The following is a 24830-nucleotide window of genomic DNA, read 5'->3' as shown; positions in this document are numbered from 1 at the left end:
TTTTTGGTGAGTGGTTAAAAATTGTGGCGTAGGTTCAGGCTGAGTTCATTTTGGCTGTAGCCATAAAACTGGCTGTTGCTGTGGTTGACCACGCGCTTAAGCTGTAGCTCTGGGTAAACGTTGCGATAGCGCCATTTGAGTACCCCGACAGAGGCCATCAACAGGGTTTGTCGGTCTTGCCGACGCACGTCTAACATGGGCGCATAGGCGTCGTAGTCGCTGCGCCGATGCAGGGCCAGCGCATTCACGTAATAGCCGCCGTCAAACAGCTTGTAACCGCCGCTGCGCAACAGAATTTCCTTGCTGCTGGACAGGGCCAAAGGGTATTTTTTACGTTCGACATCGGCGCTTAAAAACCAGCCAGCCTGGCTGGAAAATGCATGGTTCACGCCCACCCCTGCGGTGTATTGACTATAGTCGGCGTACCACTGACGCTCTTGGCCGGCGTAGCGCACCCGCTTGGCTCGCGCCTGAGCATTAACCCGCCAGCCTTGACCCAGCTCGCGTGACCACTCTGCCTCCAAGCCAAACGCCCAGTAATGGGTATGGCCACCCCGAAAATAGTGCTCCAGAACCGGTGTGACCGTGTAGCTGCTGCGGGCATCAGCATAGCGATAGCCCGCGGCCACAACCGTGGTGTGGTCGCTGTAGCGCTGGGCCGTACCGTCAGTGGCCGCGGACAGCTGATACTTGGTGCCATAGGCTAAAGGCTTAAACACCCAGCTGTGGTGTCCGCCCATAGACCACTGTTTACTTAAGGCCAGCTGATAACGCTGAAACATAGCGCCCTGCGCTTCTGGCAGGCGCTGATACAGCCAGCACTCTGTACCCAAGTAAGCGGCACAGCTACTGCCGCCCTTGGCTTGATTCACATTATTGTTGTAGCCACTGCCCACGCTCAGCGAGCCATGCCACTGATCCCGCTCTTTAAGGTGATCCATATGGCTTTCTACCAGCTCGGCCGTCACTGGCGGCAAGTCTTGCTGTAAGACTTGGCCAAACGTCGCCAGCGCTTCTGGATTTTGATGGTCTTCGGTGTACAGCCGCGCCAGCTCTAGCTGGATACGAACGTCTTCCGGCGCCATCGCCTGAGCTGTCTGGAGTTTTTCTATGGCCAAGCCCACTGCATGCTGCGCGCGGGCCATCAGGCCTTCGGCCAACAGCACCAGCTGTGGCTCATGCTCGGGCAAGGCGCGATAGCGTGCTAGGAACGCAGTCACCTTGGCCCATTGTTGGGTATTTAGGGCGTAATACAGCCCACGCGCCAGGCCTTCGGCATCGTCGCCGACGCGATACAGCTGGCCATCAATGGTGATGTGCTGGGCGTCGCCGTCCATGGCTGCCGGCCATTGGCTTTGGCGCTGTTGCTGTAGCCGCCAGCTCAGTTCATCCTGCAAGCGGCGGGTGTCATCCTCATCGGCCCGAGCGGCGCTCGCCACCAGGCTCAAGGCCAAACAAATAAGCATTCGCTTCATGGGCATCATCGCGGTTAAAGCCCAGCGGCCCTAGGCCGCTAGGCTGGCTGAGGTTAGGGGTTAACGTTTTTTACCGCCAAAAGCAATGGCCTCGCTGGCCCCACCGCGCTCGGCAATCCCAGCCAGAGCCGCGGCGCCCGCACCGTAGAAGCGTCCTTGAATGCCATCGGCTGCACGGCTAAACGTCCCAGTGGCGTTCTGGATATCCGTATTCGCAAAATTAAGGCTGTCAGCACCTCTGGTTAATTGGCCTGCCATCTTGCCTGTGGCGCCCGTCCCGAAGGAAGCGGTTAAAGCACCGGTGTACACATCGTTTTGCCCAGGCGTATGCTGATTCAAACCAACCACGTCATAGGTGGCCGTAGCCAGACCGGTGGTGTTACCGGTTGGATTTTCCCCCACGTACCAGACGGTTCGATCGGCGCTGGCCAAGTTTAAATTGGTATCAGAGCCGGTACTGGGCGCGCTTGCGCGCGGTGCCCACTCACCGAAATACACCGCCGTGTCAGCTGGCAGGTCGGCCACTTTAGCCATCACCAAGCCGCCAAATTTCGGCGCCAAAGGAATGGCAGGATCGGCAATTTGGCGAATGCTGTACACCTCGGTGTTGTGGGCGCGCTGCTCATACCACACCTGCCCCAAAGTAGGGTTATTAAACAGGCCAACCACAGGATTGACGTCTTTCAAGGTGAGGTATTTCGGATTCAGCAGGCCATTCACGTTGGCGTCGGCCTGTGCGTTGATCGGGGTTTGGGCATATTTTTGGCGAATGTGTTTGATGGGGCCGTCGGCCAAATTGAGGCTAAACGAACCATTAATCGCAATGCCCGCCTTGCCCGCGCCAAACGGCAACACGCTAGACACGCCTGTTACAATATGGCTGCTCGAAGAGTCGCCCTCTACCACCGCGGCCGAGGCCACACCGAACGAACACATTAAGGCCACGGCCAATAGGGTTTTAGTCATGATGATTTCCTTTATTAAGGTCTTGCAGTGAAGCCACGGCCCTTAGGGGCCGCAGCAAAAACGGCGGCGGTGGCTAGGTGTTCATAAGCGCCGTGGTCAGGCTCAGCCTGCCCCGGCATGCATGTCGTTATGGTTTAAAAGCTGCCTTTGAGGCCAAACGTGACCGTGCGCCCAGGCCCCGGCGTGGGCACATTGGACATGGGATCAAGGTAATAGCGGTTGGTGAGGTTGGTCACGCCGACATTGACGCTGACGTTTTTGGTGACGTCGTAGCGGCCATAGAGGTCGGTTAAAAAGACCGAACGCCAGTGGTAGGGCTTGCCGGTGGTGGTCATGATGTCGCCAAAGCCCGACTGCATCATTTTTTCGTAGGCACTGCTGTCGACGCTGCTGTGGTAGATGCCGCGCACGCCCATAGACAGACGATCATTCATCAAGCGCGTACCCAGATCGAGGTTGACTGAATACTTGGGCTGTAAGGCCTGATAAAAACGGGTGGCGCCAAAGCCCCCTTCAATACAATTGGGCACGCGGCGCAAATAAGGATCGTAGCTAAAGGCCAAATCACGGTCACAGGTGACTTGCTTGAGGCGGTAGGTCGCGCCTAGGCTAGCAAAAAAGCGACCACTGTCGAGGCGGCTTTGCAGCTCCAAGCCTTTGCTGATTTTTTTGTCGTACTGGGTGATGCGCTTATCGGCCGTGGTGTCCAACACGTTTTTAATGGTGTTGCTGAAATAGGTCAGGCGCACGTCGCCATACTGTAGCGCGCTCACGTAGGGGCTGAAGTCAAAGGCATAGCCCACCTCCCAACTGATGCTGCGCTCGGGCTTAAGATCCATGCCCGGCGTGGTGATGGTGTCAGACACGCCCACTTCGGTGGCCGTGGCCTCATAAATACTGGGGAAGCGCGTCATTTGCGCATAGCGGGCAAACAGCCGCTGCTGTTCGGTCACGTCGTAGCTTAGCGCCAACATCGGCGCCCAAGCGTCACCACGCAGCTTTTGCGGCCGCTGCCACTTTTGTTCCTCGCTGATGGGGGTTTGAATCACACCGGCAACGTTATCACGACTGTCGTAGCGATAAATCTGCTTCCTAGCCTCGGCCTTACAGGTTTCGTAGTCACCTAAAGGTTGGCCATTATGCTGGCTTGGCTTGCAATGCCCCCCTTTGCTATAAATGTCGGTGATTAAATACTCATAAAACGCACCGCGCTGGCCCTGAGGGTTGTTGACTTTACGATCCAGCATCTCTGGCGTGATGTCCACCACCGAGCTGTCTAGCTTACCGTTGCGATACGGCACCACAAACTTCTTGATTTTGTAATAGGCGCGTTCGTCGTTGCCTAGCGCCAAATTACCGTTGGTTTTAACGGCTAAATTATAATAGGTGTTATCGTATTGGTATTTTTCTGTAAAGGCTTTATCCAATTCATTACGACGATCCATCGCGACATGCCAAGCATCACTGCCGAATGTCTCAGCATTCCCCGCTTGATCTGCTTTGACAACGACATCCCAGTCCTTGGCCTCCTCTTCGCCCATCAGCTCGTAATACGGCAACTGCACGCCGCTGATGTAAATGTCGCGCCCCCCACCAAAAGCATAGCGTGGGTCTTTATTCGCGCGGGCTTCATCTAGGGCATCGTCAAATGCCCAAAACTTCTGATAGCGTAAGCCAGCCTGCACGTTGAGCTTAGCCGTGGGCTGCCAATCGAAGCTGATGCTGCCGCCCCACTCTTTACGGCGGCCGCCGCGCGGCCCTGCCATATTGGTCAGGCCAGTGACCATGCCTTCCATATTGAATAAGTCGTCGGAGTTGCGAATCAGATTTTGCTCGCGCAGCTTCTCATACTGCACGTCGGCAGACACCGTCATGCTGAGCTGATCGCTCAGGCGAAAGCGGTTGCTGATGTCGGCCCCGCTGCGGGTCACCTTGGTTTGCTGTAGCGCGCCCGCGATGACGGCATATTGGCCATTATCATTGGGAAAATAGCTGTCTTTAATGATGTCTTCACGGCTGGTGTTGGCGTCAAACCCCCACATCGCCCCCACGTCGGCACAAGATTCAGCCCACGCAGATGCGCCTGGCGGCAGCCGGTTGCGCACATTACACCAGTGCCAAGCGTCGTACATTGGGTCTTGCTTGGCGCTGGCCAAATTCATGCCGCCGCTTTGATGGCGCTGGCTGCGGGTTTGGGTACGCCACAGATTAAACTGTAGGTCTACCCAAGGGTTGTCGTCCGGCTTGAAATCGTAGCTGAGTTTATAGGTGTCGCTTTTGATTTTTGAATTAATGCCTTGCAGCTGCTGCGGCGGCCGCTTGTCGGCCATATAGGCATTGTATTCGTCAAAATTCAACTCCCAAGTCATCTGAAACGGGTTGATTTCGCCAAACTCAATGTCGTTGCGCATGTATTGCAGGCCCAGCTTATGGCCATCGCCAAACTGCCAATTATTTTTTGCCAGCAGGGTCTTGGTTTCGGTGCCGCTATTGAACACTTCGCCGCCCGGAGCATAAATCTTGGCCATATTGGGAATAAAGGCGTCTGCCGTTTGACAGGCGGCGCCACACCCATCTAATTCATAAATGGGATTGCTGCGGTAGCCGCCTGCACCGCGGCTACCGGCAAGATAATTGCCCTTATTGCGGTGGCTATAGGCAATTAAGCCATCAACATGTTCGGTGGCAAAGGCCGCCGCCAACATGCCCGACTTATCGTCGCCAAACTTGCTGCCGCCGCTGGCTTTGGGCGCCACGTCGTCGTCAATGAGCAAGGCCTGCGGCGTGATTTGATTGGTGTAAGGGTCGTAGCCGCCACCTGCGCCATCAGCAGTCGCACCGCCGGGTAAGGTACGGTAGTCAGACCAGCCAAGATATTCGCCCAAGCGGCTGCGTGATTTGGTGGCGTTATTGCTGAGTTCGCCGCTGAGCTGTACGCCCCAGCTTTTACCTTCGGGAATGATGTCGCTGGGCTCAATGGTACGAATGGCGATGGAGCCGCCTACGCCGGGCTTCATGCCGCGGGTGAGCGACGGGCTTTTCTCGACCGTGATGCTGCGAAACAGGGCAGGATCGACGTAGTTACGGTCACCCACGCCATAGTTGTTGAGCCACACGTCGACGGTTTGTTCGGTGCCATCGATGGTGACGGGGATGCGCCCCTTGCCGGTCACGCCGCGAATATTGGGGGTGATGGCGCCGCCGGCGGTACGGGTGTTCATATTGTAAACGCCGTTTAAGCCTTTGAGCACGTCTCCAGCTGCGTTGACCTGATACCGGTCTAAATAGTCTTTGCCCAGGTAATCATTGGCCACGTTTTTACGAAACACCGCCGCAGCACCCTTCTCGTCCTGACTCAAGCGCTTGCCGATGACGGTCACATCATCAATCGCCTCGGCCTGCTCTTGGCTGATGGCCGTTGTTTTCGGCTCGACGGCCCATGCCTGACCATAACAGCTCAGGCCTGCCATCAGCAGGGCCAATAATTTGGGTTGCAACGCGCTCTTTTCCACCTGGTTTCCTTTTATCCTGTTTAGCGACATCACCGCAGTCGTGTGAGGCTGGATAGTAGCACCAATGAGAATGATTATCATTAATCAAAACTAATTAGCCCAGAAGGGTTATTCAACGCGGCCAAAACCTGATCAAGGCGGGTAACGGGCACAAAAAAACCGCTCACGTGGAGCGGCATAGCCAAAACGGCCCTATTTAATCGGGCTTAGATCGAGTGGGCAGTGGCGGCGCGACATGGGCCTGGGCCAGCAGCTTTTGAAACGAGGGACAGGCCAAATGATCGGGCGCGGGACACGTCACCATGTGGCGCAGCTGGTCACGCATCAGCGTGAGGTTGGCGATCGACGCGTCTAACTCATCGGCTTTGGCCGCCAATAAGTCGCGGTCTAGGGCGGGACGCTCGGCGCCGTTAAAAAACGTGCCGATTTCGGCCAAAGAAAACCCCACCTGCCGCCCCAAGGCAATCAGCGCCAATTGATCAAAAATCTGCGCGCCAAACACGCGTTTCAAGCCGCTGCGGCCGATAGACTGGATCAGGCCCAGCTGTTCATAATAGCGCAGCGTCGAAGCAGGCACGCCAGTGTGCTGGCTCACGTAAGAAATATCCCAATGCGGCATCTTGACCTCAAGTCGACTTTAAGTTGTATGCTCATCACTATACCCAACAATCCCCTAGATAAGGAACCCTGCATGCTGACTTTTTTGTCGTCTTATGGCTTCACCATCGTGCTTTTGGGCCTCGGCGCCACACTGTTCATGGACGTTTGGGCGTGGCTACAGCAGCGCCTACTGCGGGCGCCCTCTTTAAGCTATGCCTTAGTGGGCCGCTGGCTCGGCCATATATCCCACGGCCAGCTGCACCACCGTCCCATTATGGCGGCCGCACCGATCAAGCATGAACACGCCTTAGGCTGGCTGTGCCACTACGCCATCGGCGTGCTGTTTGCTGGCCTCCATCTGGCCTTTTTCGGCCCAGCCTGGCTCGATCAGCCCACGCTTTGGCCTGCCTTGGTCAGCGGCCTCTTGAGCCTGGCAGCACCATTTTTGATCTTACAGCCCTGTTTTGGCTTTGGCATCGCCGCCGCCAAAACGCCCAAGCCTTGGCTGGCGCGATTAAAAAGCACGGTGGCGCACACGGTGTTTGGCCTAGGCCTGTACCTGACGGCTTGGCTATTGGCCTAGGCTTAACCGCCTAGATGACACGTACCGTCAAGGCTACTTGGCTCAGGCAAACGTTATTTTCATGTCGTCACGCCCCACGCTGATGCCGATCGGCAAGGCATGAGGATGATGGTGTAGCCACAGGTCCATTTTGTGGCCGAGGTGGGTCAAGATGACTTCCTCACAGTTTAGCTGTCTGGCCAAAGCCAGCACCAAATTGACGTCATTGTGGTTGCGCGGCGTAATCGCCTGCGGCGGATGGCTGCAATCAATGATTAAGCAGTCCAGCGCCAAGGCCTGTAGCTGCGCCAAAGTGTCGTCTGGTAGCCCAACCGTGTCGGTGCAGTACACCACGTTGCTGTTCGGGGTTTGAATCAAATAGCCCAAAGTAGGCTTGGAATGCACCAGATTGAGCGCTGTGATGCGCAAATCGTCAAACAGCAAGGTGTCTCCGTGGCTTAAGCCTGGCTGAAACGACAAAATACCCGGGTGTTTATACAGGTCGGCAAACCCCTCTTCGTCCACCGGACCAGACACAGGAATGCTGGGCCCCATGCCCCAGCGCAGGTGTAACAGCCCCTGCACGTGGTCGGGATGATAATGAGTTTGCAGAATGTGGCTGATGTCGCCGCTTTTAAAGCGGTGGGCCAAATCCGCTAGGCCGCTGTCGAGCAAAATCGTGTGGCCACGATAGCGTAATAAGGCCGAACAAGGCTTACGCTGGTAGGAAATGATGGCACGGGCACGCACGCACACCAGACAGTCGCAGCCAAACACCGGTACTTGAGCCGCATCGCCGGTGCCCAATAGCGTCAATTCTAAAGACATGGCAGCGCCCGATGCTGTTGAATCAAACGCAGGCAATCGGCCAAGACGTCGGCCACCGGCTGGGCGGCATTCAGCACCGACTCAGGCGCCACTTCGGCATGGCCCAAGGCGGCCGAGCGTGCTAAGCGCGCGGCAATCGCCTCTTCGCCTTCCCGCCCCCGCTGCTGTAGGCGGCTTTTTTGCACCGCCTGTGGCAGCGCCAGCGCAATCGGCACCAGCCGTTCTCTATAGTGCTGCTGCGCCTGCGGCCAATGGGCGCGCGAACCGTTCAGCAAAACAATTTTGCCCGCCGCCACGTCGGCCAGCCATTGACGATCGTAGCCGTATCGATGGCCGTTGGCCGCCCACGCCAGCGAAAAACAGTCCTTGTCCTGAAACTCACTGAACACGGCGGGGCTTAAGGCATAATGCTGCTCTAGCTGCCCACTCAGATAGGGCCGATCAATATAGCGCGGCGGCACGCTCATCGCCGCGCCCAGCTGCGTTTGCAGCTGCTGGATCAGCGTGTCTTTGCCCGATCCAGAAGGCCCCATTAGGTAAAACGCACGGTCGGCTGCCTGCATTAAATCACCCTCACGCCTTGTTTCCAGACTTTGCGCACAATCGGCTGCTGCCCATGCAAAGACACCTGCACCAAGTCGGCCAACTTACCCGGCGCCAGCTCACCTCTATCGGTGAGGTTCACCGCCTGCGCCGGATTGTGGCTCACGGTGCGAATCGCCTGCGGAAGGTCAAAGCCAATGGCCTCGTCGGTCAGCATAAAGGCCGCATGCAGCAAGCTGTTGGGATAATAGTCGCTGGATAAAATATCCAAGAAGCCCTGAGTGGCCAAGCTACTGGCGGCCACATTGCCTGAATGAGAGCCGCCGCGCACGATGTTGGGCGCCCCCATCAACACGCGTAGGCCTTTATCTGTCGAGTGCTTAGCCGCCTCAATCGAGGTAGGGAACTCGGCGATGCTCATGCCCAGCTGATGCGATTCAGCCACGTGTTCAAACGTCGCATCGTCGTGGCTGGCCATGACCACTTGCTGATCACGACACTGTTCGGCAATGGCTAAACGATGCTTGTGGCTATAGGCTTGCGCATTGGCCAACTGGCTGTGTTCAAACGCTTCCATCTGCGCCAGCGACAGGCCATATTTGCCCTGGTAGTAAATCCGATACTGCTCGATTTGTTGAAACTGGCGCTGCCCCGGCGAATGGTCCATCAGCGACACCAGCCCGACCTGCTCATTTTGCACGCAGCGCTGAAAAATATCATAGGTTTCAGGGTGGGCCACTTCGCAGCGCAGGTGGATTTTATGCGCCACCCGCGTTAAGCCCTCTTGCTGGGCGTGACTAAGCGCTGCCATCATTGGCTCAAGATTGGCCATGCGGTCGCCCTTAGGGCTGATGTCGCCGATGGATAAGGCGTCAAATACGGTGGTGATGCCGGCGCTGGCCACCTGACCATCGTGACTGAGCATGGCCGACAGCGTGGGCCAGTTTACTTTAGGGCGTGGCGTCATGAATTTTTCAAGGTTGTCGGTGTGTAGCTCAACCATGCCGGGAATTAAATAACTCCCACCCATGTCTTGCGCGTGCGGTAGCTGGCTGGTGCCGGCGTCGATGGCCACAATGCGCCCATTTTCCAGATGAATACTGCCCTGCACCACTTGGTCTTTTAACACGATTTGGGCATTGGTCAGCACTTGCTCAGTCAACATAGTCATACACCTCATTGTTTAACACATCATATTGTCTATCCCCAATGGCTTGGCGCACGTAAGCGTCATGGAAAATCCCGATGACGGTACTGTGGTTGGCCTTGGCTTCACGAATCAGCTCCAGCACCACGTCGCGATTGCGCTCGTCTAAAGACGCCGTCGGTTCGTCTAACAGCAACACCGGCCAGTCCACCATAAACCCGCGGGCAATGTTGACCCGCTGCTGTTCGCCGCCCGAGAACGTGCTGGGGGCTAAATCCCACAGATGGGCCGGGATGTTTAAGCGCGTCAACAAGGCGCTGGCGCGCGCCTTGGCCGCGTCTGCGTCCCAACCACGCTCTAAGGCTGGCTGCATCACCACATTCAGGGTAGACACGCGTGGAATGGTTTTCAAAAACTGGCTGACATAGCCAATGGTGTGGCGGCGCAAGGCCACGATTTGGCGTGGATTGGCGCTGACCATGTCAACCCAGCCCTCGCCCTGCTTGACCTTCAGCTCGCCGCTGCTGGCCAAGTAGTTGCCGTACATCATGCGCAACAGCGTGGATTTACCCGAACCAGACTGGCCCGATAAAATCAGGCAAGAGCCTGCGTGCGCGGCAAAGTTAACGTTGGCCAAGACCTTGAGCTTGGCGCTGTTTTGATGGTGTAACACAAACTGTTTACACACATTCTTAGCATCAATAATGACTTCAGACATAGTGAACCTTTAAACCTGTAAAATGGAAGAAACCAACAGTTGGGTATAGGGATGCTGCGGGTCATCCAAAATTTGATCGGTCAAGCCGCTTTCAACCACGCGCGAGTTTTGCATCACCAACAGACGGTCGGCCAAAATACGGGCCACGGCCAAGTCATGGGTCACCAAAATAATCGACAGATTGTATTCACGCACCAAGAAACGGATTAAGTCCAACAGCTTGGCCTGCACCGACACGTCGAGGCTGCTGGTCGGCTCGTCCATAAACACCAGCCGTGGGTTGGACACCAAGTTGCGGGCGATTTGCAAGCGCTGCTGCATGCCGCCAGAAAAGGTTTTAGGAAAGTCATTGACGCGGTTTTCGGCGATTTCCACTCGGGTCAGCCAGTCTTTGGCGGTTTGGTTTAAAAAACCATAATGGCGGCTGCCCTGCGCCATCAGCCGTTCGCTGATGTTGGCGCCGGCAGAAACGCCCATCCGCAAGCCGTCGCGGGCATTTTGCTCGACAAAACCCCAGTCGGTGCGCAGCAGCTGGCGCCGCTCGGCCTCAGAAGCCTCATACACGTCACGCAGCAGGCCGTCGGCGCTGACGTAGGTAATCTGGCCGGCATCGGGCGCTAAGCGGCCGGACAGCACCGACAATAAAGTCGATTTACCCGAGCCTGATTCGCCCACAATGCCAATCACTTCACCAGGATAAACCTCAAAATCCACGCCTTGGCAGCCCTTATTCGGCCCGTACAGCTTGCCTAATCCCTCCACCTTCAATAAAGGCTGTTCTATGTGGCCTGACTGCTTCGCCACGGTCGCAGTGTGTGTCGCTAATTGCATGATGCCTCTTTCATTTGAACTTGTTCCTGACAGTAGTCGGTGTCTGAACACACGAACATGTGCTGCCCCTGATCGTCCATCACCACCTCATCCAAGAAAGACGTGGCGCTGCCGCAAATGGCACAGCACTCAGGCCACTTCTGAATCTCAAACGGGAAGTCTTCAAAATCTAAGCTTTCCACCTGGGTATACGGCGGTAAGGCGTAGAGGCGTTTTTCACGCCCCGCCCCGAACAGCATCAAGGCCGCGCTTTGGTTCAGCTTGGGGTTATCAAACTTAGGAATCGGCGAAGGGTCCATGATGTAGTGATTGTTCACCCGTACTGGGTAGGCATAGGCCGTAGAAATGTGGCCGAAGCGAGAAATGTCTTCATACAGCTTCACATTGATCACGCCGTAATCTTGTAGGGCGTGCATGGTGCGGGTTTCCACTTCTGACGGCTCAATAAAGCGCAGCGGATCTGGAATCGGCACCTGAAACACCAAGATCTGGCCGGCGCTTAAGGCCTGCTCTGGAATGCGGTGACGGGTTTGGATGATGTCGGCCTCAACGGTGCGGGTGGTGGTCGCCACGCCGGTGGTGCGCTCAAAAAAGTGACGAATGGAAATGGCATTGGTGGTGTCGTCGGCGCCCTGGTCGATGACTTTCAACACGTCGTCGCTGCCGATGATGCTGGCCGTCACCTGAATCCCGCCCGTCCCCCAACCGTAAGGCAAGGGCATTTCACGCCCGCCAAACGGCACCTGATAGCCCGGAATGGCAACGGCTTTTAACAGGCCGCGGCGCAGCATGCGCTTGGTTTGTTCGTCTAAATAGGCAAAGTTATATAGCTCGGCTTCGGCATGTACGCCGCCGACCGGCGCGGTTTCTAATCCGTTCATTTAAGTTCCTCTTGCAGGCTCAGCGCTTCGGCAGCTGCGCTGTGGGCACCTTGGTCAGCCTTGGCGGCCAAGCGCTGCGCCCGAATTTTCCGTAACAGTTCCAGCTCAGATTGGAAGTCGACATAGTGCGGCAGCTTCAGATGCGACACGAAGCCAGAAGCCTCCACGTTGTCGCAATGAGACAGCACAAATTCTTCGTCCTGAGCTGGTGAAATCACCTCATCGCCCCATTCCTCAACGCACAGAGCGCGGTCCACCAACGCCATGGCCATGGTTTTGCGTTCGCAATAGCCAAAACCCAAGCCATAACCACGGGTAAATTGAGCATCACCATCGTCGGTTTCTACAAACTGGTTCACCATTTCGCACTCGGTGATCTGGATGGTGCCAATCGGGATCTCGAAGCCCAGCTCTTCCGGCGCCAGCCACACCATCATGTCGCCGATGCGGATTTCGCCCAAGAAGGGATGGGTACGGCCATAGCCACGCTGGGTGGAATAAGCCAAAGACAGTAAAAAGCCTTCGTCGCCACGGGCCAAGAGCTGTAGGCGCTGGGCACGGTTGCTCGGATATTGCATAGGCTCGCGGGTGATGTCGCTTTCGGGCGCATGGCGGGCGGCGTCTGGCGCCATCACCAAGCCTTCTTGCACCAATAAATCTAAAACATGTGGGCAAGCCGCCAAAGCCTGCTCTGTCTCAACCCTTGGCTCGTCTGTCGCCACCGAACCTTCAGCCGCCAAGGCAAAATCCAATAGACGATGAGTGTAATCAAAGGTCGGGCCCAAGAGCTGGCCGCCCGGCACGTCTTTGTAGACGGCAGACACGCGCCGCAATAGGCTCATGTGGGCCGTTTCCAGAGGCAGCGTCGCGCCAAAGCGCGGCAAGGTGGTGCGATAGGCACGCAGTAGGAAAATCGCCTCCACCAGATCGCCGGCGCTTTGCTTGATCGCGAGGGCCGCTAGCTCTGGGTCGTAGAGCGAGCCTTCCGTCATCACACGGGCCACGCCCATCGGCAGCTGTTGCTCAATTTGGGCCAAAGACAATTCGCTTACCTGCGCCTGACCGCGACGATAGCGCCCCAACATTTGGTGGGCGGCGGCAATCGCCTTCTCGCCCCCTTTTACCGCTACATACATACCGACTCCTCCGAAGGTGTCACCACCGTAGTGCGAGGCAAACCCATGACCGCCTCAGGAAACGTGAACAAGAAATCAACGCCGCGCGGAAAGGCAATCAGCTTTTGCCGCAGCGCCCAAAAGGCCGCAGGCATCGGCAGCGCCACGTCGCGCTGGTTTAAAATACCGGGGCCACGCCACACGCTGTCGACGCTGCTGGCCGTTGTCGGCAGCTGAATGATGACGGTCGCCGACAGGTCGGGATAGCGCTCATTGCCCAGCGCAAAATCGTGGCTGGGCGCAGCCAAAAACGCCGCTAAGTCATACACGGCAAACTGCCCCTGAACCTGCTCGGTCGCCATGGGACAGCCGCAATGAAACACCAGATTTTGGGTCAACTCAGGCGTGTGTAGGCCGTCGGCCAGCCACAGCGGTGTATCCTGATCCAACAGCGTCAACAAAAGCGCCGTAGTGCTGGGGTACAGGCCGGGGAACTGGGCGCTGGCGTCTAGCGCCACCGCCACGCCAGGCTCGCTCAAAGCGGTTAGGGTTTGCCGAAACACCTGCTGCGCGGCTTGAACTGGGTCGTTAAAACCCTTCACTAAATGCTGTTGCATCAATCCTCTCCTCTGACCAAAGTGAAGAAATCAACCTTGGTGGCGGCAACCTGCTGTTGCTGCTGCTTGATTTTTTTCTGCTGGGCGGCGCTTAATGGCGCCAATAACGTATTGGCCCAATGGTCGTGCTGTGGGCTTTGCAAGTGGGCATCGGCCAAGGCCAATAGCCTCGCCTGCTCTTTACTGCGCCCCACCACGTAGCCATAGCCCACTTCGCCGCTGTCTAGGCGCACCACACAGCGGGTGACCGTGACCTCGCCCAGATTAAACACCTGGCCTTCGCCAGCGGTTTGGCCCTTCACCATGGCCATGCCTACCTCTGGTGCGCGCAATACTTCGTACGGTGCGGCGCTTAATGCCTGGTCATACTGGCTTAACGCCTCTTTTTCCTGCGTCAACACCGCCAACCACTGCTGCCGTTTGGCCACTAAGGTTGCTTGGGGTTGTGATTCTGAACTCTGTTGCATAACGTTACCTATTCACGAATAACCGACTGATTAAATGAATTTTTTACGTAAATACTGTGACAGGACGTCGATTAAAGAAACCGTCACAATAATCATCAAAATAATGGCCGAGGTTTCAGGGAAGCTAAAGCCACGTATGCTCTCCCACAACAGCACGCCAATGCCGCCCGCGCCAACCATGCCCACCACAGTGGCCGAACGCACGTTGGATTCAAACCGATACAGCGAGTAGGAAATCCACAGGGGCAAGACTTGAGGAATCACCCCAAAATAAATCTCTTGTAGCTTGGTCGCACCAGTCGAGCGCACCCCTTCCACTGGCCCCGGCTCAATCGCCTCTACCGCTTCGGCAAACAGCTTGGCCAAAGAGCCCGTAGTGTGTAAAAACAGAGCCAACACACCAGGGAACGGCCCTAGGCCTACAGCCGCCACAAAAATCATCGCAAACACCATTTCGTTGATCGAACGGGTGGCGTCCATGAGGCGACGCACGATTTGCTGCACCCAGATCGGCGCCATATTGGCCGCACACAAGAGGCCTAGCGGCACGGCAAACACAATTCCTAATAAGGTGCCCCAAATGGCGATGTATAAGGTCACCACGATTTCGTCTAGGTATTCACGCCAGTGGGTGAAATCGGGCGGGAAAAAATCGCCCACCATCACCCACATATTGTCGGCGTCGGTGATCAGCTTCAGCGGGGCCATTTCGCTGCCCTGCCAGGACAGCGTCAACACCGCCAAAACCAAGCCCGTTAACAGCAAGTTAAACCATTTTTTAAAGCGATTTGGGGCAGAATTCAAAGTCAATGCATCCATTTATTTGGCTTTCTTTCCCATTTCTTGCTTAAACGCTTCCAGTTCACGCACCGCATTCAGCTGGCTGTTGTCTGAAGGTTGGAATTTAGACCAGCTCAGCTTGGTTAAAATGGCTTTTTGTTCTGGGGTGGCGCCGTAGCTCAAGAAGAAATCCTTCACCTTGGTTTTCAGCTCTGGCGCCATGTCGGTGCGCCACACCAATGGGTCTGAATCAATCTTGGGGGATTCCCACAACACTTTTAATTTGGCAATGATCTGCGGCTGACGCGCTTGCATCATTTCCCAGCCATTGCTGTTAAAGGTGGCCACGTCTAGCTGCTTATTGGCCACGGCCATGGCGTTGCTTTCGTGGTTGGCGTTTAAGGTTCGCTTGAAAATATCGGCGGCGTTGACGTTGTTTTTGCCAAATAAATAATAGGCCGGCACCAGATAGCCTGAAGTTGAATTAGGGTCGCCGTTGCCAAAGGTCAGCTCACCCGCCTTCGCCAACATGTCTTTTTCCGAGGTTAACTCACTGTCTTTATTGGCAATCACCAAACTGGTGTAACCCGTACTGCCATCGCTGTACACCACTTGCGCAAACACTTCGCCATCGGCGCGATCAACCGCTTCCATCGCCGATTTATTGCCGTACCAGGCCATGTCCACCTTGCCAAAACGCATGGCCTGAATCACGCCCGCATAATCAGAGGCAAAAAAAGGATTCACCTTCATGCCAGTGGCCTTACTCAAATCGGCCAAGAGTGGGGCCCAGTCTTGCTTTAGGTTTTGCGACGACTCGGTATTGATGATGCCGAAATTCAATTCGGTTTTCGCCGCAGCCTCAGCCGGCTCAGACTTGGCTTCTGCACTACTGCCCTGGTCTTGAGGGGCACAGGCCATCAAGGTCAAAGCCGACAAAGACACCAAACCCAAAGATTTTAAAGTTGCCGTAACGCTTGTAAACATAACCATTCTCACTTTATGAAATTAACTTAATTGGAAATTCAATGCGGTTTCTGCGGGCTTGGCCACGGGTGCCAAGACCATGTCGTCTTGCCCATACAGCGCCTCTAAAAAGCTTGGCTGCATGCTGGCCATGTCGCCGTAATATTTCACTCGACCCTTCTTCAAAGCCGCGGTGACGTCACAATATTGACGGGCGTAATCCACTTGATGCAGCGTCACGATGACGGTTTTGCCATCGACTCGATTGATGTCGCGTAAGGTCTGCATCACCGTCTTAGCCGCCTCAGGGTCTAAAGACGCAATCGGCTCATCGGCCAAAATAATGTCGGCTTCTTGCATCAACACCTTGGCAATCGCCACCCTCTGCTGTTGGCCGCCAGACAGCGTCGAAGCGCGCTGCTGCGCCAGCTCGGCCAAACCCACGCGTGCCAGGCAGGCCAAAGCCTTTTGCTTTTCTTCCTTGGTGAACCAGCGCAGAAAGCTGCGCGTATTGGATAAGCGCCCCAAGGCCCCAATCAATACGTTGTCCAGCACCGATAAGCGCGACACCAAATTAAACTGTTGGAAAATAAAACCGATTTTGGCGCGGTGGCGACGCGCATCTTTTGCCATACGGCCTTGGTCTTGAATCACCGCCTGATTGACCGTCACCTTGCCGGTGCTGGCCACGGTTAAGCCATTAATGTGGCGTAATAGGGTTGACTTACCTGAGCCAGAAGGCCCCAGTAAAGCCGTCATTTGCCCGGTGGGAATGTCTAAATCAACGTCAAATAAAACCTGCTTACGGGCAAAGTTCTTATTGAGTGATTGAATTGAAATAGCGGTCATTGGCTGCCTCCTGAACTCAGTGAAAGCGTCAATATAGATAAGAACTATTTCATTCCAGTGAAAGTTATGTGAAATTTTTATTAAAAAACAAGGGATTATTATTATTTAGAGTACACAATCAAAGGTTTACCGCAAAATCCACAGCTGGCGCAGCACCCTTCTGATTGAGGCTAATGTCCCAAATAAGCTCAATCAGCCCTAGCTAGCTGTTGTATTCTGGAACAATGTGCCATCGTCCACGACATAGACACGCTGAATCATCTAGACGGCCTTTACGGCTTAGCCTATGATCCTGTTCATAATAGTAGTCATTATCATTTAACCTATAGGAATCAATATGTCTAAGTTCTGGATGTTGTCTTTGGCTGTGCTTGGTACCACCCCCGTATTGGCGCAAGACCTCGTGGTGTATTCTTCTCGTGCAGAACAGCTGTTACAGCCCATCGTGGCCAAATACAAGCAAGAAACGGGCGTCAACGTTAAATTGGTTTCTGATAAAGAAGGCCCGCTGATGGAGAAAATGCGTGCCGAAGGCAAAAACTCTCCAGCCGACGTATTGATTACCGTTGATGGCGGCAACCTATGGCAAGCCAGCCAAATGGGCCTGCTTCAACCCATCCAATCAAAAGTGCTCAATGGCAATGTGCCCTCACACCTACGTGACCCTAAAAATGAATGGTTTGGCCTATCGGTTCGTGCCCGCACCATTTTCTACAACACCGACAAGGTGAAGCCTGAACAGCTGTCTTCTTATGCCGATTTGGCCAATAGCCAATGGCAGGGCAAGCTCTGTTTACGCACCTCTAAAAAAGTGTATAACCAATCCCTAGTGGCCATGCACATTGCCGACGTTGGCGTGCCCAAAACCGAACAAATGGTGAAGGGCTGGGTTAAAAACCTTGCCACCCCACCTTTTGCTGACGACACGGCCCTATTAGAAGCCATCGCCGCTGGCCGTTGCGACGTGGGCATTGCCAATACCTACTATTATGGCCGCCTGATGGAGAAGAAACCCAACCTAGCCGTCGGCATTTTCTGGGCCGACCAAAAAGGCAAAGGCACCCACGTGAACATTTCGGGCGCCGGCGTGGCCAAATACACCAAGAACAAAGCCGAAGCCCAAAAATTCATCGAATGGCTTTCTAGCGATAAGGCCCAAAACCTCTTCGCAGACTTAAACATGGAATATCCAGTCAACCCTAAAATCAAACCCGACGCCAAAGTCGCCAAATGGGGCAGCTTCAAGCAAAACGTCATCAACGTGTCCAATGCTGGCAGCAAGCAAAAGCAAGCCGTAATGCTGATGGACCGAGCAGGCTACCGCTAAGCCGCCTACTCAAGTTTAGCCAAAAAAAAGGCGCTGCAAGCATGCAGCGCCTTTTTTGATGCCTCTTACTCAATCGCAAAAGCAATCACCTGAGCCAACCTGAGGCTTACCCCCACCAGGCCCTCGTGTTGGCTCGGCCAGTCGACTTGAACGTTTTCACCGCTGCCCAAACGCAGGCTATGGCGTACCCGATCACCTTGAAACACGCTGCTCAAGACCTGTGTCGATGCTTCAGATTGCGCCTCATACCGCAGCTCATGCGGCCGTACCAAAACATCCAGCTGAGCGCCCAACGCCAAGCCATGGGGGAAATCATGTTGGTATTCGCCAAAAGCAAAGCGCAGCTGCCGCTCCCCCACCACCTCAGCCCTTAACCAGCTGCCCTGACCTAAAAACTGCGCCACGGTTTTGTTTATCGGCTGCTGATACAAAGCCATCGGACGACCCCATTGCTGCAAACGGCCCCGATCAATCAAGCCTATCTGATCAGCAAACGCAAAAGCTTCTTGCTGGTCATGGGTCACCAAGATGGCGGTGATGCCTTCTTGCTTGAGCACCAGCCTGACTTCTTGCGCTAAGCTGGTGCGCAAATCGGCGTCTAAATTGGAAAAAGGTTCGTCTAGCAACAATAGCTTAGGCTTAGGCGCCAAAGCCCGCGCCAGCGAAACCCGCTGCTGCTGACCTCCAGAAAGCTGATGTGGATAGGCCGTCGCCTGCGTCTTTAAGCCTACTAAGGCCAACAGCTCATCCACCCTTTGCCGGCGCTGCGCCTTAGACCAAGCGCCAAGGCCAAACGCCACATTGTCGGCCACGCTCAAATGAGGGAATAAAGCATAGTCTTGAAACACCATGCCCACGGCCCGCTGATGTGCGGCCACGTGTCGCTTAGTCTGGGCATCGGCCAATACCTCACCACCGAGGCTGATGCGCCCTTCACACAAGGTTTCAAAACCGGCGATGCTGCGCAGCGCCGTGGTTTTACCGCAGCCAGAGGGCCCCAACAAACAGGCAATTTCGCCCTCGGCCAAGGCTAGGCTTAAGCCATGAATGATTTTTTGATGCCCCAGCTCAACGCTGAGATCTTGTACGCTTAACCACATTAGGCCGATTGCTCCGTCCGAGAAAATAAGAGAATGGGCACAAACCCAGTGATCACAATCAATAAAGAAGGCCAGGCCGCTAAATCATATTGGCCTTCGGTAGTGAAGTTGAAAATACGCACCGCCAAGGTGTCCCAATCAAAAGGACGCATCATCAAGGTGATCGGCATTTCCTTCATCACGTCCACAAACACCATCAGCATGGCCGTGCCCAGCGCCCCTTGTAAGAGCGGCAGATAAACCCGCCGCAACAGGCCCACGCCATGCACGCCCAGCGTGCGTGCCGCCTCTTCTTGATGTGGGGCAATGCGCTCGAGTCCAGCCTCAACCGCGGCGAACGCCACCGCCATAAAGCGTAGGGCATAGGCCAAGAACAGTGCCGCCAGGCTGCCTTTTAACCAAGCCCCGCCCGACTCGCCTAAGCCAAACTGTTCGATCACTAGATGATCCAGCCAGGCAATGGGCACAAACACACCGACGGCCAACACCGTCCCTGGAATGGCATAGCCCAAAGTCGCGATACGGGTCAGCCAAAGGCTCTGCCGCCCAGGATTAGCCCGTTTAGACAAGGCCAAACCGAGCGCTGCCACCAGCACCAAAAAGGCGGCGCCCAAGGCCAACACAAAAGAGTGCCAGGCATATTGCCACAAGTCGGTTTCAAAAGCATTGTCCCACGTCCCGATGGCCCAATAGACTAGCTGCGCCACGGGCAGCACAAAGGCGATCAAAAATAACAACCCACAATAGCCGCTAGCCAACCAAGCGCGCCCACCATGCAGCGGCCGCCGCAGCGCGGCCTGAGCCCGACCGGTTTGGGTAAAGCGACGCTGACGACGGCGATGTTGCTCCAGCAAAAGCAAGACAAACACCAGCAAAATCAATAAAGAAGCCAGCTGTTTGGCCGTTTCTAATGAATAAAAAGCAAACCACGCCTGATAAATCGCCGTGGTAAACGTGTCGTAATTAAAAATGGCGACGGTGCCAAAATCCGCCAAGGTTTCCATCAGCGCCAGCACCATGCCGCCCACAATCCAAGGCCTAGCCATGGGCAAAGCCACCTTAAAAAAGGCCTGCCATGGATTCAGGCCTAGGCTTGCGCCAACTTCTAAAGCTCGCTGGCCCATGCTGGAAAAGGCGTTGCGCGCCAGCAAATACACATAGGGATAAAACGCCAGGCTCATGACAGCGATCACCCCACCAGCATGGCGTATCTCAGGCAAACCGTTTTGAAACTGCCAGCGTTCGCGTAAATACGTACTGATAGGGCCAGTATAGTCAAACAGCCCCAGCTGGCTAAAGGCCATCACATAAGCCGGCAAGGCCAAAGGCAGCATTAAAGCCCAAAAAAAGAGGCCGCGCCCAGGAAACTGATACACCGCCGTCAGCCAAGCGCTGCTGGTGCCCAATAACACCACGCCCAAGCCAACGCCAAGGAGCAGTAAAAAGGTATTGCTCAATAAGGTGAGCAATTGAAAATCCAACAGGTGTGCCCAAATGGCCTGATCAATTTGTTGATACGACGCCACAATAACCCCAATGGGCAACAGCACCAAACCCACCCACAACCATTGCCACAGCTTACCGAAAAGATGAACCACCATGCTTTACCTGAGTGAACGCGCCCAAAGGCGAAAAAAAGCATTATCCTCAATAAAAGCACCGCTGTAAACGAAGCCAATCGGCATTTAAGACCCACCGATGTAAATAGATCATAAAACCACAAAACCAATGAAATCAAGCCATTCAAAGCCTGCATTTCTGACCAGGCTAATGCCTCCCCTGTTCGCACGCGAACCCCTACCAAGAGGCCAGCAGCGGTTCGCCTCAAAAATCATTTGACTTAAATCAAACAAAGCCGTAGGATTCGTGTAATTCAGTAAATACTGAAATTCCAAAAACAACCAGAAGTCATGAACATCATGGCCGCTGCGGGTGAGTATTGCCCAAAACAAATGCAATGAAAATTAAAACGTGACAAATCAAACCATTAGAATGAAAGAATAACCATGTATGACGAATATGCTTTAATGCTCGCACGCATCCAGTTTGCCTTTACCATTTCTTTTCACATCATCTTTCCGGCCATTACCATTGGGTTAGCCAGTTATTTGGTGATACTAGAAGGCATGTGGTTAAAGTCAAAAAAACAGGTTTACCTCAATCTGTATGACTTTTGGCTCAAGGTTTTTGCGGTTAACTTTGGTATGGGCGTGGTGTCTGGCCTCGTCATGGCCTATCAATTTGGCACCAACTGGGCCGGTTTTTCTAATTTCGCTGGCTCCATCACTGGGCCTTTGTTGACCTATGAAGTGCTCACCGCCTTTTTCTTAGAAGCTGGCTTCTTAGGGGTGATGATTTATGGCCGCCAAAAAGTAGGCCCTGGCCTACATTACTTCGCCACCATCATGGTGGCCACCGGCACCATTATTTCTACCTTTTGGATTTTGGCCTCCAATAGCTGGATGCAAACCCCACAAGGCATTGAAATCGTCAACGGCCAGGTGATTCCCGTGGATTGGTTTGCCGTTATTTTCAATCCATCCTTCCCCTACCGCTTAGTGCACATGACGGTTGCAGCCTTTGTGGCCACCTCATTTTTTGTAGCGGCCTCTTCTGCTTGGCACCTCTTGCGCGGTAACCGCACGCCTGAAGTGAAAAAAATGCTGTCTATGGCCATGTGGATGGCGCTCATCAGCGCCTGTGTTCAAGTAGTGGTCGGTGACCTACACGGCTTAAACACCTTAAAACACCAGCCCGCTAAAATTGCCGCCATGGAAGGCCATTGGGAAAACATCGGCGACGAACCCACGCCTTTGATCCTGTTTGGCATCCCCGACAATGAAGCTGAGCGCACCAAATATAAGGTCGAAATCCCTGCCTTAGGCAGCTTGATTCTGACCCACAGCTTAGACAAGCAAGTGCCGGCACTAAAAGACTTTCCTAAAGACGAGCGCGCCAACTCCTTAGTTGTGTTCTGGACCTTCCGCATCATGGCCGGCCTAGGCTTCTTGATGGTATTGGCCGGTTTTTGGAGCCTATGGTTACGCAAAAAAAATACCCTGTTCGACAACAAGCTCTTTTTACGCTTCATCTTTTTAATGGGCCCTTCTGGCTTGATCGCCATCCTGGCTGGCTGGTTCACCACTGAAGTGGGCCGCCAACCGTGGATTGTGTATGGCCTCATGAAAACCAAAGACGCCGTGACGCTACACCCAGTCGGCCACATGAGCCTATCTTTGGGACTGTTTGTGGTGTCGTATTTCTTACTCTTCGGGATCGGGATTTACTACATGTTGCAAATCGTGCGCAAAGGCCCGAATCAACACAGCGAGCACCTACCTTTTCAACCTCACAACCTATTTTCATCTCAAGATGAGGAGCACTAATCATGAACTACGGTGGCATTGATTTTACTTTGGTTTGGCTGGCCATTATTCTCTTTGGCCTGGCGATGTACGTCATCATGGATGGCTTCGACTTAGGCATCGGCATTCTGTTTCCCTTCTTTAAACACAAAGAAGATAAAGATGTGATGATGAATACCGTCGCCCCCGTTTGGGACGGTAACGAAACCTGGATGGTTTTGGGCGGTGCGGCCTTAATGGGCGTGTTTCCAGTAGCCTATTCGGTGATCTTATCGGCGCTGTATTTGCCTTTGATTTTCATGCTGTTGGCGCTGATCTTTCGGGGCGTGGCCTTTGAGTTTCGCTTTAAAGCCGATGAATCACACACTAAATATTGGGACGCCTCCTTCTTTTTTGGCTCTTTAATCGCCACCTTCTTCCAAGGCGTGGTGCTGGGCGCCATCATTGAAGGCATGCCGGTTGTAGACCGTCAGTTTGCGGGTTCATCGTTCGACTGGGTTGCCCCCTTCCCCTTATTCTCTGGCCTTGGCCTCGTCGTGGCTTACGCCTTACTCGGCGCCACTTGGCTCTTGATCAAAACCGAAGGCGCACTCGAAGCCCAGATTCGTCGCTACAGCTATGTGTTAACCGCCCTCTTCTTGCTGACCATTTTGATCATCAGCATCTGGACACCGCTGGCCCACGACACCATTGCCAGCCGCTGGTTCTCGGCCCCGAACTTCTACTTTTTGATGCCGATTCCCTTCATCGTGGCCTTAGTGGGTATGCTGCTGCTGTACACCATCAAAATCCGCCATTCCCACTATCCATTCTTTATGGTGCTGATCCTGATGCTGTTGGGCTTTGTCGGCCTATTGATTAGCCTGTGGCCCAATATTATTCCCTACGACGTCACCTTCTGGGAGGCCGCCGCACCGATTGAAAGCCAAGTCTTCATGCTGATCGGCACCCTATTAATCTTACCCGTGATTCTGATGTACACCGGCTGGAGCTATTACGTATTCCGCGGTAAGGTCAGACCTGGAGAAGGCGGATACCACTAATGAACTCAACAACGTCACACCCTAACAACAAGCAAGCGGCCAAATCAAGCTGGTTTAAAAAGCTCGCTTGGATGGCGTTGATTTGGCTAGGCAGCATCGCTGCGCTCAGCGTAGTGGCCTATTGCTTCCGCTACCTCATGGGCTTGATTAACTTCACCAGTTAGTTGACTCAGCCGTTTAAAAAGTTGGTTTCATTTCCCCTCAATAGCGCCTAGTGGATGGGCGCTTATTGAGGGATTTTTTTGTCCGATACACGCATACTCAGCACAAACTGCTTCGGCGTCACGCCAAGCTGGCGCTTAAAAAAGGCAATAAAGGCACTGTCACTGGCGAAGGCCAGCAGCTGCGCGACGTCGCTTATGCTGTGCGCCTCGGCCAAGGCCTCAATCGCTCGTTGCAAACGCCATTGCTGTGCCCACTCTTGGTAGCCCAACCCCGTATCTCGCTGAAACACACGGGTCAGGGTTTTGGCATGCAGATGCGTTTCTAGCGCCAACTCGGTTAGGCTAGGCAGCACCGAACCGGCTTCATAAGTGGCTAAGGCCTGACGCACGCGCGGATGCAAGGGCCAGCTGAGCGCGCCCGTCAGCACCGTTGCCCCCACCAGCTCATCGGCCCAAACCTGCAATAAATGCTGTGCAGCGGGCTGAGACCAATCAAAATCAAAAGCCGCCAAAGCCATGCGCTCAATGATTTCACGCAGCAAAGGATTAACCTGACACACCAAAGCCCGCGTTGGCGAGACGGCCACGCCCTTCTCTTGCAGCAGTTCGGGCTGTACGTAAATAGAACGATACGCAACGGCGCCACGCAGCTGAACCCGATGCGGCACGCCGGCAGGAATCCACGCCGCCCGCGTCGGCGGCAATACCAGCCATTGATGATCCAGCGTCACGCTCATACAGCCCGATGCCGCAAACAAAAGCTGATCATGCTCATGCTGGTGCAGTAAAGAATCATGTGATGCCCCTAAGTCAGCAGCAATGCCCACCACAGGCGCCGCATAAGCCGACGCATCAAACGTCGCATTTGCTTCAATATAAGCCATCAACCACTCCCAACTTGTCCTATTCAAAGGATATTTTGTCTTTATCCTTATAATAAAACAAGCTCAATCTGCCTATACTCAGGTTTTGAC

24 protein-coding genes are annotated in these 24830 nt (G+C 54.5%); 5 read left to right on the top strand and 19 right to left on the bottom strand.

The window, feature by feature from the left end:
* Nucleotides 1-14: 14 nt before the first annotated feature.
* The 4 genes from AB8Q18_03735 to AB8Q18_03720 all read right to left on the bottom strand — a co-directional run bounded on the left by AB8Q18_03735 (nt 15) and on the right by AB8Q18_03720 (nt 6572).
* Nucleotides 15-1475, bottom strand: a complete 1461-nt coding sequence (locus AB8Q18_03735) for a surface lipoprotein assembly modifier (protein XDZ52170.1) — start codon at nt 1473-1475, stop codon at nt 15-17.
* A 60-nt stretch (nt 1476-1535) separates the two neighbouring features.
* Nucleotides 1536-2441 (bottom strand): Slam-dependent surface lipoprotein, encoded by a 906-nt coding sequence (locus tag AB8Q18_03730; GenBank protein ID XDZ52169.1) that lies wholly within the window; start codon nt 2439-2441, stop codon nt 1536-1538.
* Nucleotides 2442-2575: 134 nt separating this feature from the next.
* Nucleotides 2576-5953, bottom strand: a complete 3378-nt coding sequence (locus tag AB8Q18_03725; protein XDZ52168.1) for a TonB-dependent receptor — start codon at nt 5951-5953, stop codon at nt 2576-2578.
* Between the two features lie 196 nt (nt 5954-6149).
* Entirely contained in the window at nt 6150-6572 is a 423-nt protein-coding gene (locus AB8Q18_03720) for a helix-turn-helix domain-containing protein (GenBank protein ID XDZ52167.1), read from the bottom strand.
* A gap of 72 nt (nt 6573-6644) precedes the next feature.
* Between AB8Q18_03720 and AB8Q18_03715 the strand changes: the two genes are divergently transcribed.
* Nucleotides 6645-7136, top strand: a complete 492-nt coding sequence (locus AB8Q18_03715) for a DUF2938 domain-containing protein (GenBank protein ID XDZ52166.1) — start codon at nt 6645-6647, stop codon at nt 7134-7136.
* Nucleotides 7137-7178: 42 nt separating this feature from the next.
* On the opposite strand, the gene phnP is transcribed toward AB8Q18_03715, so the two are convergent.
* The 12 genes from phnP to phnC are packed head-to-tail and all read right to left on the bottom strand — an operon-like array spanning nt 7179 to nt 16857.
* A complete protein-coding gene (gene phnP, locus AB8Q18_03710) occupies nt 7179-7943 on the bottom strand; it encodes a phosphonate metabolism protein PhnP (GenBank protein ID XDZ52165.1) in 765 nt (254 codons plus the stop codon).
* A complete protein-coding gene (locus AB8Q18_03705) occupies nt 7934-8506 on the bottom strand; it encodes a hypothetical protein (protein XDZ52164.1) in 573 nt (190 codons plus the stop codon). Before AB8Q18_03705 ends, phnP begins: the two co-directional genes overlap by 10 nt.
* Nucleotides 8506-9657: an alpha-D-ribose 1-methylphosphonate 5-triphosphate diphosphatase gene (locus AB8Q18_03700; protein ID XDZ52163.1), complete on the bottom strand. Its 1152-nt coding sequence runs from the start codon at nt 9655-9657 to the stop codon at nt 8506-8508. Before AB8Q18_03700 ends, AB8Q18_03705 begins: the two co-directional genes overlap by 1 nt.
* Nucleotides 9641-10351 (bottom strand): phosphonate C-P lyase system protein PhnL, encoded by a 711-nt coding sequence (gene phnL, locus AB8Q18_03695; GenBank protein XDZ52162.1) that lies wholly within the window; start codon nt 10349-10351, stop codon nt 9641-9643. The genes AB8Q18_03700 and phnL overlap by 17 nt, the downstream gene beginning before the upstream one ends.
* Before the next feature lie 9 nt (nt 10352-10360).
* Nucleotides 10361-11182: a phosphonate C-P lyase system protein PhnK gene (gene phnK / locus AB8Q18_03690; protein ID XDZ52161.1), complete on the bottom strand. Its 822-nt coding sequence runs from the start codon at nt 11180-11182 to the stop codon at nt 10361-10363.
* Nucleotides 11173-12063 (bottom strand): alpha-D-ribose 1-methylphosphonate 5-phosphate C-P-lyase PhnJ, encoded by an 891-nt coding sequence (locus AB8Q18_03685; protein ID XDZ52160.1) that lies wholly within the window; start codon nt 12061-12063, stop codon nt 11173-11175. Before AB8Q18_03685 ends, phnK begins: the two co-directional genes overlap by 10 nt.
* Nucleotides 12060-13199 (bottom strand): carbon-phosphorus lyase complex subunit PhnI, encoded by a 1140-nt coding sequence (locus AB8Q18_03680; GenBank protein ID XDZ52159.1) that lies wholly within the window; start codon nt 13197-13199, stop codon nt 12060-12062. The genes AB8Q18_03685 and AB8Q18_03680 overlap by 4 nt, the downstream gene beginning before the upstream one ends.
* A complete protein-coding gene (gene phnH, locus AB8Q18_03675; protein ID XDZ52158.1) occupies nt 13190-13795 on the bottom strand; it encodes a phosphonate C-P lyase system protein PhnH in 606 nt (201 codons plus the stop codon). Before phnH ends, AB8Q18_03680 begins: the two co-directional genes overlap by 10 nt.
* Nucleotides 13795-14262, bottom strand: coding sequence for a phosphonate C-P lyase system protein PhnG (phnG, locus tag AB8Q18_03670; GenBank protein ID XDZ52157.1), 468 nt, complete (start codon nt 14260-14262; stop codon nt 13795-13797). Before phnG ends, phnH begins: the two co-directional genes overlap by 1 nt.
* A 30-nt stretch (nt 14263-14292) precedes the next feature.
* Complete coding sequence (phnE, locus tag AB8Q18_03665) at nt 14293-15081, bottom strand: phosphonate ABC transporter, permease protein PhnE (GenBank protein ID XDZ52156.1); 789 nt, start codon at nt 15079-15081, stop codon at nt 14293-14295.
* Entirely contained in the window at nt 15082-16029 is a 948-nt protein-coding gene (phnD, locus tag AB8Q18_03660) for a phosphonate ABC transporter substrate-binding protein (protein ID XDZ52155.1), read from the bottom strand.
* A gap of 21 nt (nt 16030-16050) precedes the next feature.
* Nucleotides 16051-16857 (bottom strand): phosphonate ABC transporter ATP-binding protein, encoded by an 807-nt coding sequence (phnC, locus tag AB8Q18_03655; GenBank protein ID XDZ52154.1) that lies wholly within the window; start codon nt 16855-16857, stop codon nt 16051-16053.
* Nucleotides 16858-17194: 337 nt separating this feature from the next.
* On the opposite strand from phnC, the gene AB8Q18_03650 reads away from it, so the two are divergent.
* Nucleotides 17195-18184 (top strand): extracellular solute-binding protein, encoded by a 990-nt coding sequence (locus AB8Q18_03650; GenBank protein XDZ52153.1) that lies wholly within the window; start codon nt 17195-17197, stop codon nt 18182-18184.
* A 65-nt stretch (nt 18185-18249) separates the two neighbouring features.
* Here the strand turns inward: AB8Q18_03650 and AB8Q18_03645 are convergent, their stop codons facing one another.
* Together AB8Q18_03645 and AB8Q18_03640 are read right to left on the bottom strand one after the other, a co-directional pair.
* Nucleotides 18250-19284, bottom strand: coding sequence for an ABC transporter ATP-binding protein (locus AB8Q18_03645; protein ID XDZ52152.1), 1035 nt, complete (start codon nt 19282-19284; stop codon nt 18250-18252).
* Nucleotides 19284-20885: an ABC transporter permease gene (locus tag AB8Q18_03640; GenBank protein ID XDZ52151.1), complete on the bottom strand. Its 1602-nt coding sequence runs from the start codon at nt 20883-20885 to the stop codon at nt 19284-19286. Before AB8Q18_03640 ends, AB8Q18_03645 begins: the two co-directional genes overlap by 1 nt.
* A gap of 405 nt (nt 20886-21290) precedes the next feature.
* Here AB8Q18_03640 and AB8Q18_03635 point away from each other — a divergent pair, with 405 nt between their 5' ends.
* From AB8Q18_03635 to AB8Q18_03625, 3 genes are read left to right on the top strand one after another with little or no spacing between them, the layout of a single operon-like run.
* Nucleotides 21291-22670: a cytochrome ubiquinol oxidase subunit I gene (locus AB8Q18_03635; GenBank protein XDZ52150.1), complete on the top strand. Its 1380-nt coding sequence runs from the start codon at nt 21291-21293 to the stop codon at nt 22668-22670.
* Between the two features lie 2 nt (nt 22671-22672).
* Nucleotides 22673-23692, top strand: coding sequence for a cytochrome d ubiquinol oxidase subunit II (gene cydB, locus AB8Q18_03630; GenBank protein XDZ52149.1), 1020 nt, complete (start codon nt 22673-22675; stop codon nt 23690-23692).
* On the top strand, nt 23692-23856 hold the full coding sequence (locus AB8Q18_03625) for a DUF2474 domain-containing protein (protein ID XDZ52148.1): 165 nt from the start codon (nt 23692-23694) through the stop codon (nt 23854-23856). The genes cydB and AB8Q18_03625 overlap by 1 nt, the downstream gene beginning before the upstream one ends.
* A 62-nt stretch (nt 23857-23918) precedes the next feature.
* Here AB8Q18_03625 and AB8Q18_03620 read toward each other — a convergent pair whose 3' ends face one another.
* A complete protein-coding gene (locus tag AB8Q18_03620; GenBank protein ID XDZ52147.1) occupies nt 23919-24740 on the bottom strand; it encodes a helix-turn-helix transcriptional regulator in 822 nt (273 codons plus the stop codon).
* Between the last annotated feature and the right edge of the window lie 90 nt (nt 24741-24830).

Source organism: Neisseriaceae bacterium CLB008 (assembly GCA_041228285.1).
Lineage (GTDB): Bacteria > Pseudomonadota > Gammaproteobacteria > Burkholderiales > Neisseriaceae > JAGNPU01.
Note: the sequence above shows the minus strand (reverse complement) of the source record. Positions and strands in the feature narration are given on the sequence as shown.

Bases quoted from the DNA above. Each gene is read 5' to 3' on its own strand.
- AB8Q18_03620 (XDZ52147.1), bottom strand. From the start codon at position 24,740: ATGGCTTATATTGAAGCAAATGCGACGTTTGATGCGTCGGCTTATGCG.
- phnC (XDZ52154.1), bottom strand. From the start codon at position 16,857: ATGACCGCTATTTCAATTCAATCACTCAATAAGAACTTTGCCCGTAAG.
- AB8Q18_03680 (XDZ52159.1), bottom strand. From the start codon at position 13,199: ATGTATGTAGCGGTAAAAGGGGGCGAGAAGGCGATTGCCGCCGCCCAC.
- AB8Q18_03735 (XDZ52170.1), bottom strand. From the start codon at position 1,475: ATGAAGCGAATGCTTATTTGTTTGGCCTTGAGCCTGGTGGCGAGCGCC.
- AB8Q18_03715 (XDZ52166.1), top strand. From the start codon at position 6,645: ATGCTGACTTTTTTGTCGTCTTATGGCTTCACCATCGTGCTTTTGGGC.
- phnE (XDZ52156.1), bottom strand. From the start codon at position 15,081: ATGGATGCATTGACTTTGAATTCTGCCCCAAATCGCTTTAAAAAATGG.
- AB8Q18_03645 (XDZ52152.1), bottom strand. From the start codon at position 19,284: ATGTGGTTAAGCGTACAAGATCTCAGCGTTGAGCTGGGGCATCAAAAA.
- AB8Q18_03685 (XDZ52160.1), bottom strand. From the start codon at position 12,063: ATGAACGGATTAGAAACCGCGCCGGTCGGCGGCGTACATGCCGAAGCC.
- AB8Q18_03720 (XDZ52167.1), bottom strand. From the start codon at position 6,572: ATGCCGCATTGGGATATTTCTTACGTGAGCCAGCACACTGGCGTGCCT.
- phnD (XDZ52155.1), bottom strand. From the start codon at position 16,029: ATGTTTACAAGCGTTACGGCAACTTTAAAATCTTTGGGTTTGGTGTCT.
- cydB (XDZ52149.1), top strand. From the start codon at position 22,673: ATGAACTACGGTGGCATTGATTTTACTTTGGTTTGGCTGGCCATTATT.
- AB8Q18_03635 (XDZ52150.1), top strand. From the start codon at position 21,291: ATGTATGACGAATATGCTTTAATGCTCGCACGCATCCAGTTTGCCTTT.
- phnG (XDZ52157.1), bottom strand. From the start codon at position 14,262: ATGCAACAGAGTTCAGAATCACAACCCCAAGCAACCTTAGTGGCCAAA.
- phnK (XDZ52161.1), bottom strand. From the start codon at position 11,182: ATGCAATTAGCGACACACACTGCGACCGTGGCGAAGCAGTCAGGCCAC.
- AB8Q18_03730 (XDZ52169.1), bottom strand. From the start codon at position 2,441: ATGACTAAAACCCTATTGGCCGTGGCCTTAATGTGTTCGTTCGGTGTG.
- phnP (XDZ52165.1), bottom strand. From the start codon at position 7,943: ATGTCTTTAGAATTGACGCTATTGGGCACCGGCGATGCGGCTCAAGTA.
- AB8Q18_03640 (XDZ52151.1), bottom strand. From the start codon at position 20,885: ATGGTGGTTCATCTTTTCGGTAAGCTGTGGCAATGGTTGTGGGTGGGT.
- AB8Q18_03705 (XDZ52164.1), bottom strand. From the start codon at position 8,506: ATGCAGGCAGCCGACCGTGCGTTTTACCTAATGGGGCCTTCTGGATCG.
- AB8Q18_03700 (XDZ52163.1), bottom strand. From the start codon at position 9,657: ATGACTATGTTGACTGAGCAAGTGCTGACCAATGCCCAAATCGTGTTA.
- phnL (XDZ52162.1), bottom strand. From the start codon at position 10,351: ATGTCTGAAGTCATTATTGATGCTAAGAATGTGTGTAAACAGTTTGTG.
- AB8Q18_03650 (XDZ52153.1), top strand. From the start codon at position 17,195: ATGTCTAAGTTCTGGATGTTGTCTTTGGCTGTGCTTGGTACCACCCCC.
- phnH (XDZ52158.1), bottom strand. From the start codon at position 13,795: ATGCAACAGCATTTAGTGAAGGGTTTTAACGACCCAGTTCAAGCCGCG.
- AB8Q18_03625 (XDZ52148.1), top strand. From the start codon at position 23,692: ATGAACTCAACAACGTCACACCCTAACAACAAGCAAGCGGCCAAATCA.